General features: G+C 37.7%; 13 protein-coding genes and 1 tRNA gene. 10 read left to right on the top strand and 4 right to left on the bottom strand.

Annotated elements, in window-relative coordinates; translation table 11 throughout:
- Nucleotides 1-109 precede the first annotated feature (109 nt).
- From HMPREF1140_RS05675 to HMPREF1140_RS05660, 4 genes are all read left to right on the top strand, one after another.
- Nucleotides 110-454, top strand: coding sequence for a cupin domain-containing protein (locus HMPREF1140_RS05675; RefSeq protein WP_009662881.1), 345 nt, complete (start codon nt 110-112; stop codon nt 452-454).
- A 33-nt stretch (nt 455-487) separates the two neighbouring features.
- The gene (locus HMPREF1140_RS05670; RefSeq protein ID WP_009662949.1) at nt 488-1,096 is read left to right on the top strand and encodes a hypothetical protein; all 609 of its coding nucleotides are present in this window, start codon (nt 488-490) and stop codon (nt 1,094-1,096) included.
- A gap of 1 nt (nt 1,097) precedes the next feature.
- Nucleotides 1,098-1,661 (top strand): hemerythrin domain-containing protein, encoded by a 564-nt coding sequence (locus tag HMPREF1140_RS05665; protein ID WP_009662900.1) that lies wholly within the window; start codon nt 1,098-1,100, stop codon nt 1,659-1,661.
- A 221-nt stretch (nt 1,662-1,882) separates the two neighbouring features.
- Nucleotides 1,883-2,431: a GNAT family N-acetyltransferase gene (locus tag HMPREF1140_RS05660; RefSeq protein ID WP_009662914.1), complete on the top strand. Its 549-nt coding sequence runs from the start codon at nt 1,883-1,885 to the stop codon at nt 2,429-2,431.
- A gap of 97 nt (nt 2,432-2,528) precedes the next feature.
- Here HMPREF1140_RS05660 and HMPREF1140_RS05655 read toward each other — a convergent pair whose 3' ends face one another.
- On the bottom strand, nt 2,529-3,572 hold the full coding sequence (locus HMPREF1140_RS05655) for a cell wall-binding protein (RefSeq protein WP_009662894.1): 1,044 nt from the start codon (nt 3,570-3,572) through the stop codon (nt 2,529-2,531).
- Between the two features lie 351 nt (nt 3,573-3,923).
- On the opposite strand from HMPREF1140_RS05655, the gene HMPREF1140_RS05650 reads away from it, so the two are divergent.
- From HMPREF1140_RS05650 to HMPREF1140_RS13250, 4 genes are read left to right on the top strand one after another with little or no spacing between them, the layout of a single operon-like run.
- Complete coding sequence (locus HMPREF1140_RS05650) at nt 3,924-4,919, top strand: metal ABC transporter solute-binding protein, Zn/Mn family (RefSeq protein WP_009662854.1); 996 nt, start codon at nt 3,924-3,926, stop codon at nt 4,917-4,919.
- Nucleotides 4,920-4,936: 17 nt separating this feature from the next.
- Nucleotides 4,937-5,647 (top strand): metal ABC transporter ATP-binding protein, encoded by a 711-nt coding sequence (locus HMPREF1140_RS05645; RefSeq protein WP_007596019.1) that lies wholly within the window; start codon nt 4,937-4,939, stop codon nt 5,645-5,647.
- A gap of 3 nt (nt 5,648-5,650) precedes the next feature.
- Entirely contained in the window at nt 5,651-6,538 is an 888-nt protein-coding gene (locus tag HMPREF1140_RS05640; RefSeq protein ID WP_009662948.1) for a metal ABC transporter permease, read from the top strand.
- On the top strand, nt 6,535-8,304 hold the full coding sequence (locus HMPREF1140_RS13250; RefSeq protein ID WP_009662889.1) for a metal ABC transporter permease: 1,770 nt from the start codon (nt 6,535-6,537) through the stop codon (nt 8,302-8,304). The genes HMPREF1140_RS05640 and HMPREF1140_RS13250 overlap by 4 nt, the downstream gene beginning before the upstream one ends.
- Before the next feature lie 119 nt (nt 8,305-8,423).
- Here the strand turns inward: HMPREF1140_RS13250 and pckA are convergent, their stop codons facing one another.
- From pckA to HMPREF1140_RS05620, 3 genes are all read right to left on the bottom strand, one after another.
- On the bottom strand, nt 8,424-10,031 hold the full coding sequence (gene pckA, locus HMPREF1140_RS05630; protein ID WP_009662944.1) for a phosphoenolpyruvate carboxykinase (ATP): 1,608 nt from the start codon (nt 10,029-10,031) through the stop codon (nt 8,424-8,426).
- 229 nt (nt 10,032-10,260) lie between these two features.
- The gene (locus tag HMPREF1140_RS05625; RefSeq protein ID WP_009662859.1) at nt 10,261-10,938 is read right to left on the bottom strand and encodes an adaptor protein MecA; all 678 of its coding nucleotides are present in this window, start codon (nt 10,936-10,938) and stop codon (nt 10,261-10,263) included.
- Between the two features lie 96 nt (nt 10,939-11,034).
- Nucleotides 11,035-11,105, bottom strand: a tRNA-Gly gene (locus HMPREF1140_RS05620).
- 235 nt (nt 11,106-11,340) lie between these two features.
- Here HMPREF1140_RS05620 and ssnA point away from each other — a divergent pair.
- On the top strand, nt 11,341-12,684 hold the full coding sequence (gene ssnA, locus HMPREF1140_RS05615; RefSeq protein ID WP_035619971.1) for a putative aminohydrolase SsnA: 1,344 nt from the start codon (nt 11,341-11,343) through the stop codon (nt 12,682-12,684).
- Complete coding sequence (ygfK, locus tag HMPREF1140_RS05610; RefSeq protein ID WP_009662928.1) at nt 12,684-15,668, top strand: putative selenate reductase subunit YgfK; 2,985 nt, start codon at nt 12,684-12,686, stop codon at nt 15,666-15,668. The genes ssnA and ygfK overlap by 1 nt, the downstream gene beginning before the upstream one ends.
- The last annotated feature ends 61 nt before the right edge of the window (nt 15,669-15,729 follow it).

Raw genomic sequence — 15,729 nt, 5'->3', positions numbered from 1 at the left:
TGCAAAACAAATTTATAAAATTAACAATTGTTACAGAAAAATATATAAAAACATACTATACTAAAAGAGTAATGAAGGTTAAAGCTTTTTACCATAAAGGAGAAAAAATATGGATAAGTTTTTAAAGAATATAAATCATGAAGAAGTTTTAAAGTTGGCTGATTTGGTTCAGGCAACAGACGGACAGGTGGTTTCAAAGACCTTGGCACAGAACAAGTATGTCAGCATTACAGTTTTCGCATTCTCAAAGGGTGAGGAGATTTCAACTCATGAGTCAGACGGAGATGCTTTGGTTACAGTGCTTGAAGGGACAGGAAAGTTTATCGTAGACGGAAAAGAATATGTATTAAATGCGGGAGAGAGCGTAGTGATGCCGGCAAGAAAGCCTCATTCAGTTCATGCAATTGAGAGCTTTAAGATGCAGCTTACTGTAGTTTTCCCGTTAGAAAGATAAAAAATTAAAAAAATTAAGTAAAGGAATAAAGATATGAGTGCAATACTGGGTCCAATACATCATTGGCTTTTTAGAAAGATAAAAATACAAAACGATTTAACAAATGTTTTAATAGCAACAGCAAAGGATAAGGGCTTGAATGTATCAGCTCTTGCTGATATAGATGAGAAGTTCGGTTCACTTCCTGAGGGTGATCTCGGAAATATAATAGATCCGACCAATATACATGGTTGGTTACAGGATAAGATAGCAATAGTAGAGAGAAGACTTGCATATGTCGCAAAAAATCTTACAGAAGGTAATGCAGATGCAATCGGTATTATCTGTGAGAGTGCAAGAGCTTTTGGAAAGGAAAATGCTATCGGAAGCGGAGCTTCACCTGTTGACGGGTTTGAGTATTATGAGAATATATTTGTAAGTGGAATGCCATGTGACGGTGTAAATATGATTGTAAATGAGGACAGTGATGAGCTTATGTGGCAGGAAACTGTAGATATTCACAAGCAGTACTGGGACGAAGTAGGTGCAAATGTAGCACTGTTTTATGAAATAAGAAATGCCATGATTGAAGGCGTGTTTGACGGTAGCGGTCTGACATACTATGCGTTGGGAAACGGCTCATATAAGTTAGTAAGGGAGTAATATGTACGGAATAGAAATTTTAGTAGATGAACACAAGAATATAGTAGAGTTTTGCAAGAGCATGAAGTCTATGTGCTGCTCAATCATAGAGGGAGATGAAGTAGATGCAAATCTCGTAAAAGAATGTGTGGCTTTCGGTAAGACATATGCGGACCACCTTCATCACGGAAAGGAAGAGAAGATCCTTTTCAAAATAATGCTTGAAAAGCTGGGTCCTGTAGCAGATAAACTTATCAGAAACGGTATGCTTGTAGAGCATGACCTTGGAAGACTTCATATGAATGAGCTTTTAGAAGCTGCCGACAGATATGAAAAAGATCCGTCCACATTAAATAAGCTCGATATAATTACAAATGCTGCCGGATATGCTACACTTCTTAACAGACATATAGGAAAAGAGGATGAGGTAGTATATACATTTGCCGAGAGAGCTTTATCAGCTGAGGACAAAGAGAGAGTAGATGCAGAAACTAAAGAGTTTGATGAAGATCCTGAGAATAAAGCAAATGTGGCTAAATACCTTGAGTGGTTTGAAGGCTTCAGAGCAAAATACCCTGCAAGATAATAAATATAAATAGAATTAAGAAAAGTATTTAATCATTATTTTATAGTGAGAGATGCTTTTTCTTAATTCTTTTTTATTACAAGGTTAAAAACAGATATAATAAAAACACAAAATGCGATATAAAACATTAAAGTTGTGATATAATTCGATTATTACAACAATTAATAATGCCGTTAATAGGTATACATATAAAAGTATAGTTGTTTAGAGGAGATGATGAGTTGAAATATTATAAAAAAATAAGACTTGCAAACAATATGCTTTGTATTATAAGAAATGCTACAATGGACGACGCTAAGAGTGTGCTTGAGAATACAAAGATTATCCGTGAGGAAACAGACTTCCTCCTTTCTTATCCGGATGAAATAAATTTTAGTGTTGAGGAAAAAGAGGAATTCCTTGAAGATAAAGAAAACAGCTCCTGTGAGATACAAATTTGTGCACTTGTTGATGATAGAATTATCGGTTTAGCCGGAATTTCTTCGGTTGGCTCAAAAGACAAGGTAAAGCATCGTGCAGAGTTCGGGATAAGTATTGAAAAAGCATATCATGGAAAAGGCATAGGCACTGCATTAACAAAGGCATGTATTGAATGCGCAAAAACTGCCGGCTATAGACAATTGGAACTTGAAGTGGTTGCTGAAAATAAAAATGCGATTGCACTTTATAAAAAATTTGGATTCAAGGAAATTGGTTGTAATCCGAGAGGATTTTGTTCTCGTTATACCGGATGGCAGGAACTTATATCCATGTTATTGGTGTTGGATTAAATATTGGGGTGTATTTGAAAAGATATATTAGATAACTAATGTTCACCTGATTAAATAACTATAAAAAGAGGATGTCGCATGCGACATCCTCAAAATTTTATCTGCTCTGTGTCCAAACACCGCTTCCGTCTACATAGTAGCGATTGTTATCAACCCACTGATTTGTAAGCATCTTACCAAGATTGCTTCCACCCTCTGTGCTGAGCCAATACCACTTACCTGAATATGGGCTCTTAAGCCAACCGGTCACCATATAACCTCTGTTATCAAAATAGTACCAGTTGCCGCCTATCTGCTGCCAGTTGTTTGTTGTATATGTTCTGTCGGCATTGATATACCACCAGCCTACATTGTCCTTTAACCAAGCGCCTGTATTACCTGCACTTGAACCGTTAGGTCCTGTAGAACTTCCGTTATTTGAACTTGACTGTCCGCCAAGGCTTGCTAAAATATCTTCATCTACATCAAACTCATCTGACTCTGTCCAGTTACCCTTAGTACCGTTGCTTGCAGCTGCACGAATCTTTACAGTATAGCTTCCCTTACCGTACTCACGGATCTTGCTGCGGAAGTCATAGCTTGTTCCTGATGTTGTGATATTGTCCTTGATTGAATTGTTACGATAAAGCTTTACTTCATACTGCTTTGCGTAATTTGCACTTTCCCATGTAACTACAGGACTGTCATCATCACCCCATGAAATATCGTTTACTTCCAATGCACCGCTATCACCTGCGCTTGTCTTTGGAAGAGTTACTGTGATTGACATATTTCCGCTTGTTGTAGAAACTTTAGAGATTGTAGCGCCCTTACCTGTAGCATCATTAAGTGTAATATTACCTGAAGGAGTTCCCTTAAATGTATAGTCCTCATCAGGCTTTACCTTGATAGTAACCTTAGGTTTCTTACCGAAGTCGGTGTTTGTAATAGAAGAGACTTTTACATCGTCAACTCCTGCACTGTCACTGTCTACATCAATGTTTCCGGCATTCATACCCGGTGCAAGATCGTAATTTATATTGATCCTTACATTCTGTACAACTGTCTTTGTGTTTCTGGCAAAAGCCACACCGGTCATTCCAAGAATCATGGAAGCCGTTAAAACAACTGAAGCCACTTTTTTAATATGGTTTCTTATCATATTTTCCTCCATTCTGCAGGTTATCCTGCGAAATAAATCTTTTAATGTTATGACTATATTCTAAAGTATTTTTAGTAGAAAATATAGTCCTTTAGACTTAAGTTTATCTTACTATATTGTAACTAATTTTGAATTTCGGCGAAAATAACAGAATAAATTTTAAAGAATAACGGAATATTATTTACGAAAAGGTATTTTATTGTAATTATCTGTATTCACGTGAAGAATTTAATTTATAAAATACTCTGCATTGTACTTGATTTCTTGAATGAAATAAGGTATAAATAAAAATATAGTTAGGTAAACCTAATTATAAAAATAAAATAACCTAATTCATTAGGAGGGGATAATATGTTTAAAAGAAATTTGAGTATACTTATTGCAGCCGCAGGAATGGCTTTATCACTTTGTGCATGTGCAGGAGGGAAAACTTCAGATACTAATGCTACTGCACAAAATACAGAGTCAAAGTCAATGGAGGAAACATCAAAAGCAAGCAGTGATACCATGAATAAGAAGAATGTGGTTGTTACAACTTCATTTTTACAGGATATGGTAGAACAACTTGCAGGTGATACTGTTAATGTAGAGCTTATAATACCTGCCGGAGAGGATCCGCATTTATATGTTGCAAAGCCTGAGGACTATACAAAACTTAGTTCTTCAGATCTTACACTTTATCATGGACTTCATTTTGAAGGTAAAATGGTGGAGGCACTTGAAGCTAAAGGCGAGGCTGTGAGCAGAAATTTTCCGAAAGATCGTATAGGAACAATGGATGAAGACGGACAAGTTATTACAGATCCGCATTTCTGGTTTGATATAGGACTTTATAAGATGGCTGTAGAAGCTGCAGGTGAATCACTTGAAAATTTGAACCCTGAATATAAGGATAAGTATGAAGAGAATAAGACAAAGTATTTGGAGGAACTTACAAAGCTTGATGAGTATGTAAAGGAGAATATTTCTTCAATACCTAAGGAGAGCAGATATTTGATTACACCTCATGATGCATTTAATTATTTCTCAAGAGCATATGACATAGAAGTAAAAGCACCTCAAGGTGTAAGCACCGAATCGGAGGTGGCAAATCAGGATATACAAGAAACTATAGATTTTATAGTGGAACATAAAATAAAAGCTATATTTGCAGAATCTACAACAGATCCTGCACGTATGGAAAAGTTAAGAGAAGGTGCAGCCGCAAAGGGAGCGGATGTAAAGATCGTAAGCGGTGAAGGAAATGAGTTGTTTTCAGATTCTTTGGCACCAAAGGGTGAAGATGGCGATACATATATTGATATGTATAAGCATAATGTAAAACTTATTACCGACAATTTAAAATAGTACCTTTGAGGTTAGATATGGAAAAAGTATTGATACATTTGGAAGACTTTACAATGGCATATACGGATATTCCTGTAATATGGGATATGGATCTTGATATATATGAGGGAAGTATTACTGCAATAATAGGGCCAAACGGCGCCGGTAAATCCACATTAATGAAGGGAATACTGGGGCTTATGAAGCCTATTTCAGGTAAAGTAAGTATTATGGGTAAGTCTTACAAGGAGGTATATAAGCAGATTGCTTATATACCTCAGACCACCACGGTAAACTGGAATTTTCCCACCACGGTAATTGATGTGGTGACAATGGGAAGATATGCGGGACTTGGCTTATTTAAAAGAGTAAATGCTTCTGAAAAGGAAAAAGCTTTGGAAGCATTGAAAAAAATGAAAATGGAAGATTTTGCATCCAGACAGATTTCAGAACTTTCAGGGGGACAAAAACAAAGGGTATTCATAGCAAGGGCAATTGCTCAGAATGCCCTTATTTACTTTATGGATGAACCGCTTGCAGGAGTTGATAAGAAAACAGAGAATATAATTATAGAAACAATGAGGGAGTTTAAAAAAGAGGGAAAGACCATTATAGCGGTACACCATGATTTAAACACCCTATGCGAATATTTCGATCATGTAATTATGGTTAATAAGCAGCTTATAGCAAGCGGAAGGACTGAGGAAACCTTTGTGAAAGAGAATATAGATGCGACATATGGGGAGTAGGCTATGAATATAAGTATTATTACACAGTATTCGTTTATTGTGGTTGCGATAGGAACAATGCTGCTTGCCATGGCAACAGGTATAGTCGGAACTATAAGTATTTTAAAGGGGCAGAGTCTGATAGGTGATGCTGTAGGTCATGCATCACTTCCCGGAATAATTTTAGCATTTATGATATCCGGAAGAAAAAGTTCTCTTATTTTAATGCTCGGTGCAATAGTGGCAGGCATAGTCGCTTTTTTACTGATACAGATTATTTCGGAAGGCTCAAAGATAGAAGCGGACACCGCAATGGCTGTCATTTTATCTGCAATGTTCGGTATGGGTATGGTATTAAAAAGTTATATACAGGGTAATCCGAAATATCAGGGCGCTTCGCAGTCGGGGCTTGCAAGCTATATATTCGGACAGGCGGCATATATACTAAGAGAAGATGTTTATATAATACTCGCTGTATCTGTCATATCTCTTGCCCTATTTATAGTCTTTTACAAAGAGATAAAGGTATATGTTTTTGATATGGTTTATGCGTATACAATAGGGATAAATTCAAGGCTTACCTCTCTTCTTATAATGATAATAACCATGATTTTGATTGCGGCAGGTCTAAAGGCGGTGGGTGCCATTCTTATAAGCAGTATGCTTATAACACCTGCGGTTACAGGTTTGCAATGGAGTAACAGTTATGAGAAAGTCTTAGTGATTGCGGCGGTAACAGGAGCCGTATCTGCCTTTTTAGGTACTTTTATAAGCAGTGCGGTGAAGGGATTTTCCACAGGACCAAGCATTATACTTATTATGTCTGTCATTGCTCTCTTTTCTGTATTGTTTGCACCGAGAGGTATTGTGAGAATGCTTTTAAATATTAGGAAGATGAGGGTAGGTAAATGATTGAATCTTTGTATATTCTTATAATAACCTCGCTTGCCTGTGCTGTTTTGGGAGTGTTTTTAGTGTTAAGAAGACTTTCAATGGTTTCTGATGCAATCTCACATTCCGTCCTTCTTGGAATAGTTATAGGATATTTTGTTACTAAAGATATAGGGAGTGTTTTATTAATAATAGGAGCAAGTCTTTTCGGTGTTTTAACGACTGTTTGTATAGAGTTACTGATAAAAAGTAAAAGAGTGACGGAAGATGCTTCTGTAGGTATAATTTTTCCGCTGTTTTTTTCGATAGCCGTTATACTTATTACAAGATATGCAAGAAATGTACATCTGGATACTGAGATGGTTTTGATTGGAGAAATTATACTGGCTCCGCTTCATAGAATAAATTTCCTTGGATTAAGCCTTCCAAAGGCTTTGGTACAGATGGTTTTTGTGCTTTTGATAAATACAGTATTTATAGCGGTCTTTTTTAGAAAACTGAAAATAAGTTCATTTGATCCTGTATATGCCGGAGTGGCCGGTATTGCAGGGGCAGGTCTTTATTATGTTTTTATGGCTTTGGTTTCATTTACTGCAGTTTCTGCGTTTGAGTCGGTAGGTGCGATACTTACAATATCCTTTTTTATTTCACCGGCTGCAAGTGCATATCTGATTTCAAAGGACCTTAAAATAACAATATTTTTGGCGGCTGTATATGCAGTAGTTAATTCTTGCATTGGTTATTTTCTTGCTGTAAAATTTAATGTATCCATGTCGGGAATGTGTGCTTTGGTTTCAGGTTTAACATTTATGATAACCATTGCAGTATATCCCGGTGGAATCATTACTAAGATTATAAGATACATTAAAAACAAAAATCGTTTCAGTAGGGAACTTTTGATTTTACATATAGATAATCATACAGGAAAGAAAAATGCTCTTGGTGAATTGGGATACAGTACAATCAGAGAGCATATTGCCTGGTCTGACAGTAAGCTCAAATATGTTTTGGACAAGCTGATAAAAAAGGGATATGTTTATCGTGCAAAAGAAAGAGGTGTATATTCCCTGACTGAAACGGGTAAAAAGTTAAGTGATGATATAAGAAAACATTACGGACTCAGAGTAAGGGAAAATGATATGGCTAAGATAGACACCGGTAGAGATGATTATATTTCAGCAATTTATGAGCTTATTGAGAAAAAGGAAATTGCAACAAATAAAAAGATCTCGGAGATTTTGGGAGTAAAGGCTGCATCTGTAAGTGAGATGTTAAAAAAACTGGTAGAAGAGGGTGAAGTATATACTGAGAACAAGTCGATTCTTTTGACGGAAACAGGTAAAATGAGGGCCAGAGCATTGCTGACAAAGCATAGATTGTGGGAATTGTTTCTGGTGGAATATCTGGGTTATTCATGGCAGGATGTCCATGAGGATGCAAAAGCTTTGGAGTATGTCACTTCAAACGGACTAAAGGACAGACTGAATGAATTTCTAAATAAACCTATGCACTGCCCACACGGAAATGAAATATACGAAAATCATCCGGAGACCGATAAATTAAAAAAGCTTTCGGAGGTATCAAAGGGTATTTCATGTCGCCTTCATAAAGTTGAAGATGACAGGGATTTGATTGAATACCTGGAAGAAAAAAAGATTGCTTTAGGAGATGAATTTGTGGTAAAGGATATCGATGATTTTGACGATTCGGTACTTGTAAGCTCTGCAAGTGAAGATAAGCATATTGCGGGGAAAGCGGCAGTAAGGATGATGGTGGAAATTATTTGATCTGATATTTCAGAAAACAAAATTTGGTGTAAGAGCATATAAATTTGTGAAAAGATAATATTAAAATGCAAAATGCCTGTGACAAGATAGTCACAGGCAAAATATTTATAAATATATTATTAGTCTACCTTTGGGCCGGCAGCTACTAAAGCCTTACCTGCCTCATTTGTCTCATACTTCTTGAAGTTCTTTGCGAATCTTGAAGCAAGATCCTTTGCCTTGATTTCCCAATCATTAACATTTGCATATGTATCTCTTGGGTCAAGAATCTTTGTATCAACGCCTTCAAGCTCTGTAGGAACCTCGAAATCAAAGTAAGGAATCTTCTTTGTAGGAGCATTCTTGATAGCACCGCTAAGGATTCCGTCGATGATACCACGAGTGTCTTTGATAGAAATTCTCTTTCCTGTTCCGTTCCATCCTGTATTTACAAGATAAGCCTTTGAACCGTTCTTTTCCATTCTCTTTACAAGCTCTTCGGCATACTTTGTCGGATGAAGCTCAAGGAATGCCTGTCCGAAGCAAGCTGAGAATGTAGGTGTAGGCTCTGTAATACCACGCTCTGTACCTGCAAGCTTAGCTGTAAATCCGCTGAGGAAGTAGTACTGTGTCTGCTCAGGTGTAAGGATTGATACAGGAGGAAGTACTCCGAATGCATCTGCTGAAAGGAAGATTACATTCTCTGCAGCAGGACCGTGTGATATAGGTTTAACTATATTCTCGATATGGTCGATAGGATATGAAACTCTTGTGTTCTCTGTCTTACTTCCGTCATTAAAGTCGATCTTGCCGTTCTCATCAAGAGTAACATTCTCTAAAAGAGCATCTCTTCTGATAGCATTGTAGATATCAGGCTCAGATTCCTTGTCAAGGTTGATAACCTTAGCATAGCATCCGCCCTCATAGTTGAATACACCGTTGTCATCCCAACCGTGCTCATCATCACCGATAAGAAGTCTCTTAGGATCTGTTGAAAGAGTTGTCTTACCTGTTCCTGAAAGACCGAAGAAGATAGCTGTATTCTCACCGTTCATATCTGTATTTGCTGAACAGTGCATTGAAGCAATTCCCTTAAGCGGAAGATAGTAGTTCATCATTGAGAACATACCCTTCTTCATCTCACCGCCGTACCATGTGTTAAGAATAACCTGCTCACGGCTTGTGATATTGAAAGCAACAGCTGTTTCTGAATTGAGACCAAGCTCTTTGTAGTTGGCTACCTTTGCCTTTGATGCATTGTAAACTACGAAGTCAGGCTTGAAGTTCTCAAGTTCCTCAGCAGTTGGCTGAATAAACATATTTGTAACGAAATGTGCCTGCCAAGCAACTTCCACGATGAAACGAACTGACATTCTTGTGTCCTTGTTTGCACCACAGAAAGCATCTACTACATAAAGCTTCTTGTTTGAAAGCTCATTCTTTGCAAGGTCCTTTAAGACTTTCCAGGAATCCTCTGAAAGCGGATGGTTGTCATTTGCATAATCTGCTGATGTCCACCAAACTGTATCTTTTGAATTTTCATCCATAACTATAAATTTATCTTTAGGGGAACGACCTGTATAGATACCTGTTAATACGTTAACGGCACCAAGCTCACTAACCTGTCCCTTTTCATAGCCTGATAATGCAGAATCTGTCTCAGCTGCAAATAATTCATCATAAGATGGATTGTGTACTATCTCTGTAGTGCCTGTGATACCATACTGAGTTAAGTCAATATTTGCCATAATAATCCTCTTTTCTATAATTCATTTATTTTGTTATCATGAAACCCGGGTGAAAAGGTATTTTTCCCCTTGATACAAAATATAAAGTTATGTACTCTTTCAAGTACAATTAACCTTATTAAAATATACATAACAATTTGGAAAAAAGCAATAATATTTTGAACTTTGTTAAAAAAAATACGAAATAAAAAAGCACTGAATAAGGCAGTGCTTTAAAATAATTAAAATATTATATTTTTGATATCTGTGAAATGGCATTTTCCCTGACCATCACCTTAAAATGTTCTTTATAATAGTCTTCACTGAATGTGGTAGCGGAAAGCTTCACACCGTATTCGGAAAGAATATTTGCGGCCGAGGCGAAATCCTTTTTATTCTCGTTCTTTTTAAGAACAAGAATAAATCTTTTATTTACTTCATCCTTATAAAGAGTGTTTTCGCCGGAATAGGTTTTAACAGCTTTGGCAGCCTCTATAAGTTCATCTAAAGTTTCAAATGAATATGCCCTTAAATACGGCTCTTTTTGAGATTCGCCAGCGTTATCGTCATCAAGATCAAGCGCACCCTCAAGAAGATTGTTAAACTTCATATCAAAAGAAGCAAACACATCATCAGCCATAGTAGGAGAGAACTTTGCAAAACGCGTATCAAGCTCGTCCGGATCGTCAACTTTTGTTACATATATAATAATGCTTTCATTTGAGAGAGGAACCGCCTCTATCATCAGAGGAGAGTCATCCGCATCAAATCCTACCTCATAAGAGGCTTTGCTTAGCATTTCCTGAAACAATGCCTTGGCATTGTCACTGCCGTAGGCCAATTCAACTACATTTAAATTTCTGTTTTCCAAATCCACATTTGACAGTGTACATCTTATCTGGTTGGTACTAATCCTTTCAATTCTCAAGGTATCACCCCTTTCTATAGGAATTGTACAAATATATTGTACTTATGTTTTACAATTATGTAAAGAGAGTAAGTGCCTAAAGAAAAGCACAAAAAAAGCAGGTGATGGGAATCGAACCCACGTATTCAGCTTGGAAGGCTGATGTTCTACCATTGAACCACACCTGCAAAAAATTACTTTGTCATGATATCAAAACGAAAGATAAATGTCAAGTGGAAAAAATAGAATAAATATGAATTTTGTGTATATTTTTTAATACATTCCTGTTTGTCTTAAAATATTTTAGAAATAATAAAATATAATTAGATAAGTATTGAAAAGGTTATAGAAAAATGTTAAAATACAAGCTACATTATTAGGTTTTTGTAATTAAAACTGCATAATTCAGAGAGGAGATTTACAATGCTACTAATTGGTAATGGAAGGGTAGTTACTGGAAATCAGGAACAGCCATTGATTGAGGATGGGTCTGTAGTACTGGATGGCAACACAGTTTTAGAGGTTGGAAACTACCGTGATTTGAAGGAAAAATATGCGGATGCAACTTTTGTGGATGCAAAGGGCGGGCTCATAATGCCGGCATTCATCAACACACACGAGCATATTTATTCTGCAATGGCAAGAGGCATGAGCATCAACGGTTACAACCCAAACGGATTCTTGGAGATCCTGGACGGCTTCTGGTGGACCATGGACAGAAATTTAGACAACGAGCTCACATATCTTTCTGCTATGACTACTTATATTGACTGCATCAAGAATGGTGTTACAACTATTTTTGATCATCATGCAAGCTTCGGTGAGATCGAGGGAAGTCTTTTTGCTATTGAAAAGGCTGCGAGAGAGACAGGTGTTAGAAGCTGTCTTTGCTATGAGATATCTGATCGTGATGGCGAAGACAAGATGAAGGCGGCTGTTAAGGAAAACGTTGATTTTGCAAATCATGCAAAAAAAGACGATTCAGACATGATTGCAGGTATGATGGGAATGCACGCAAGCTTCACAATTTCTGACAAGTCAATGGAATATGCTATGTCAAGAAAGCCGGAAGATATCGGATGTCATATCCACGTGGCTGAAGGTATTGAAGATTTATATTCATGCTTAAAAGTACACAACCAAAGAATTGTTGACAGATTATATGATTGGAAAGTTCTTGGCGATAAGTCATTACTTGCACACTGTATTTATATTAATCCACACGAGATGGATTTGATTAAGCATACAAATACATGCGTAGTACATAACCCGGAGTCAAACATGGGTAATGCATGCGGATGCCCTCCAACAATGGAACTTGTTCACAGAGGAATCGTATGCGGACTCGGAAGTGACGGCTATACACATGACGTTTTAGAGTCATGGAAGGTTGCAAATGTACTTCATAAGCACCATTTATGCGATCCTAGTGCAGCTTGGAGCGAAGTTCCGAAGATGCTCTTTGAGTACAATGCAAATATTGCAAACAGATACTTTAAGAAGCCGCTTGGAGTATTAAAGCCCGGTGCAGCAGCGGATGTTATCGTTGTTGATTATACACCGAATACACCTATGAACGATTCAAATATCAACAGTCATCTATTGTTCGGAGTATGCGGAAAGGATGTCAGAACTACAATTGCAAACGGAAATATCTTGATGAAAGATAGAGAGCTTCTTCACATTGATGAAAAAGAAGTACTTGCTAAGGTAAGAGAAGGTGCTATGAGACTTGCAAATAAGATCAATGGAAGGGGAAATGCATAATGGGCGATATAATGACACCCATTCCTTTTGATAGGATCATGGGAAGACTCCTTGAGGAGATGGAAAAAGAAGGCTCTTGTTACGGAGTAAAGAAGGCTTATAAGGCTGATAAGAATAAATTTTACACTATTTTCGGAAGAAAATTGGAGACACAGATAGGTCCTGCAGCAGGTCCTCATACACAGCTCGCACAGAATATTATCGCAGGATATTATGCAGGTGCAAGATTCTTCGAGCTTAAGACAGTTCAGAAGATGGACGGTAGAGAGCTTGCAGCTTGCGTTGCCAAGCCATGTATTACAGCTGAGGATGAGTGCTACAACTGTGAGTGGTCTACAGAGCTTACAGTTCAGGAGGCTTTTGATGAGTATATCAAGGGTTGGTTTGCACTTAAGGTTATTTCAAAAGAATGGGATCTTGGCGGTAGCGACGGCTTCCAGTTCAATATTTCAGTAGGATATGACCTTGCAGGTATTAAGCTTCCTAAGGTTGATAATTTCATCAACGGAATGATGGATGCTTCAGAAACACCTATATACAAAGAGTGTAAGGAATATCTTGAGAAGAATTTAAGCAAGTTCAAGAAGTTTACAAAGGCTGATCTTGATGCTATCACTCCTGATATTGTAAATTCCGTAACAGTATCTACATTGCATGGATGTCCTCCACAGGAGATCGAGGCTATTGCATCATACCTTATTACAGAAAAGGGATTAAATACATTTGTAAAATGTAACCCTACTCTTCTTGGATATGAAGTTGCAAGAGAGATGCTTGACAGCATGGGATATGACTACATTGCGTTTACAGATCTTCACTTTAAAGAGGATTTACAGTACTCGGATGCAGTTCCTATGTTAGAGAGACTTATGGCACTCGCTTCTTCAAAGAACCTTGAGTTCGGTGTTAAGATTACAAATACATTCCCGGTTGATGTAAAGAACAATGAACTTCCGTCACAGGAAATGTATATGTCAGGAAAGTCACTTTATCCACTTTCACTTCTTGTTGCGAGAAATCTTTCAAGAAGCTTTAACGGTAAGCTTAGAATTGCATATTCAGGTGGTTGTGATTACTTCAATATAGATAAGGTTGTCGGTAGTGGAATCTGGCCTGTAACAGTGGCTACTACTATCTTGAAACCGGGCGGATATCAGAGATTTATTGAGATGTCAGAAAAGCTTGAAAAGCCTGAGATTAAGGCTTGGTCAGGAATTGATGTAGAGGCTCTTGAGAAGCTTGTTTCAGATGTTAGAAGTGATAAGCATCACGTTAAGCCTGTTAAGCCGCTTCCAAACAGAAAGGCTGATAAGAAGGTTCCTTATCTTGATTGCTACATGGCACCTTGTGTAAACAGATGTCCTATCAATCAGGATATTACAACTTACGGAATCCTTGTTAATGAAGGAAAGTATGAGGATGCTCTTAATGTCATCTTAGAGAAGAACCCGCTTCCATTCATGACAGGTCATATCTGTACACATACATGTCAGAGTGCTTGTACAAGAAATCACTATGAAGAAGATGTGCAGATCAGAAGAAATAAGCTTATTGCGGCACAGAACGCATTTGAAAAGGTTGTACCTACTTTAAAGAGCGCTGATAAGAAGAACTTAAAGGTTGCTGTAGTAGGTGGTGGTCCTGCAGGTATCGCAGCTGCATTCTTCCTTGCAAGAGAAGGTGTGGATGTTACTGTATTTGATGAGAGAGATACCATGGGTGGTGTTGTTGCAAACATCATTCCGGGATTCAGAATTCCTGCTGATGATATCCAGAGAGACGTAGAGCTTGCAAAGGCTTACGGAGCAAAGTTTGTTACAAACAAGAGAATTGATGATATAAATGCACTTAAGGCTGAAGGCTTTGATAGGGTTATTCTTGCAATCGGTGCACATAAGGAGCTTCCACTTGAGCTTGAAGAAGGAAAGGCAATCAATGCACTTCACTTCTTAGAGGACTTCAAAAAGACTGAAGGAAAGATGGATCTTGGCGAGAATGTTATCGTTGTAGGTGGTGGAAACACAGCTATGGACGTTGCAAGAGCGGCTAAGAGAGTTCCGGGTGTTAAGAATGTATACCTTGCATACAGAAGAAATGCAAGATATATGCCGGCTGATGAGGAAGAACTTAACGAGGCAATTGAGGACGGCGTAGAGTTCGTTACACTTGTTTCTCCAAAATCATTCAAGGGCGGAAAGCTTGTATGTGCTAAGAATGTACTTGGTGAGCCTGATGCAAGCGGTAGAAGAGGTGTTAAGGAGACAGACGAACTTGTTGAATTACCATGTGATACACTTATCGCATCTATCGGTGAGAGTGTAAGAGGTGACTTCTACACAAGCAACGGTATTGAGATCGACAAGAAGAATCTTCCGGTACTCGATCCTGTTACTCTTGAGACAAATGTTAAGGGAGTATATGCTGCAGGTGACGGCGCTAAGGGCGCATCTGTTATCGTAAAAGCTATTGCTGACAGTAAGAAGGTTTGCGAGGCTATCGTAAATCATGCAATCGGTGAGCTTAAGATTTCCGATACTACTGACGAGAAGGTATACTCATACAGAGGAATCCTTGAAGAGGTAGAGGAGAAGAAGGCTGACAACAGATGTTTAGCTTGTGACTATATTTGTGAGAATTGTACAGAGGTTTGTCCAAACAGAGCTAATGTATATGTTAATGTAAAGGGTAGCCATCAGATAGTTCATGTGGATTATATGTGCAATGAGTGCGGTAACTGTGAGACATTCTGTCCATACGCTTCTGCACCATACAAGGATAAGCTTACATTATTCGCAAGTGAAGAAGACATGCTTGATTCAGAGAATGACGGTTTTGTAATCGTTAAGGGAAGCAAGGATGTTAAGGTAAGAATTGACGGACAAAATCTTGTATATAGAATAGGCGAGAGCAATGACAAGCTCAATTATAGATATGCTGAACTTATCGACACTATCTATAATGAATATGAGTATTTGCTCCTATAATATAGACTGAGATAAAATATGATATAGTTAAGATATGCCACCCTAAAAAGTGGCATATTTT

Origin of the sequence: Lachnoanaerobaculum sp. ICM7 (assembly GCF_000287675.1) — a bacterium.
GTDB lineage: Bacteria > Bacillota > Clostridia > Lachnospirales > Lachnospiraceae > Lachnoanaerobaculum.
This window is presented reverse-complemented; position numbering and strand designations above follow the sequence as displayed.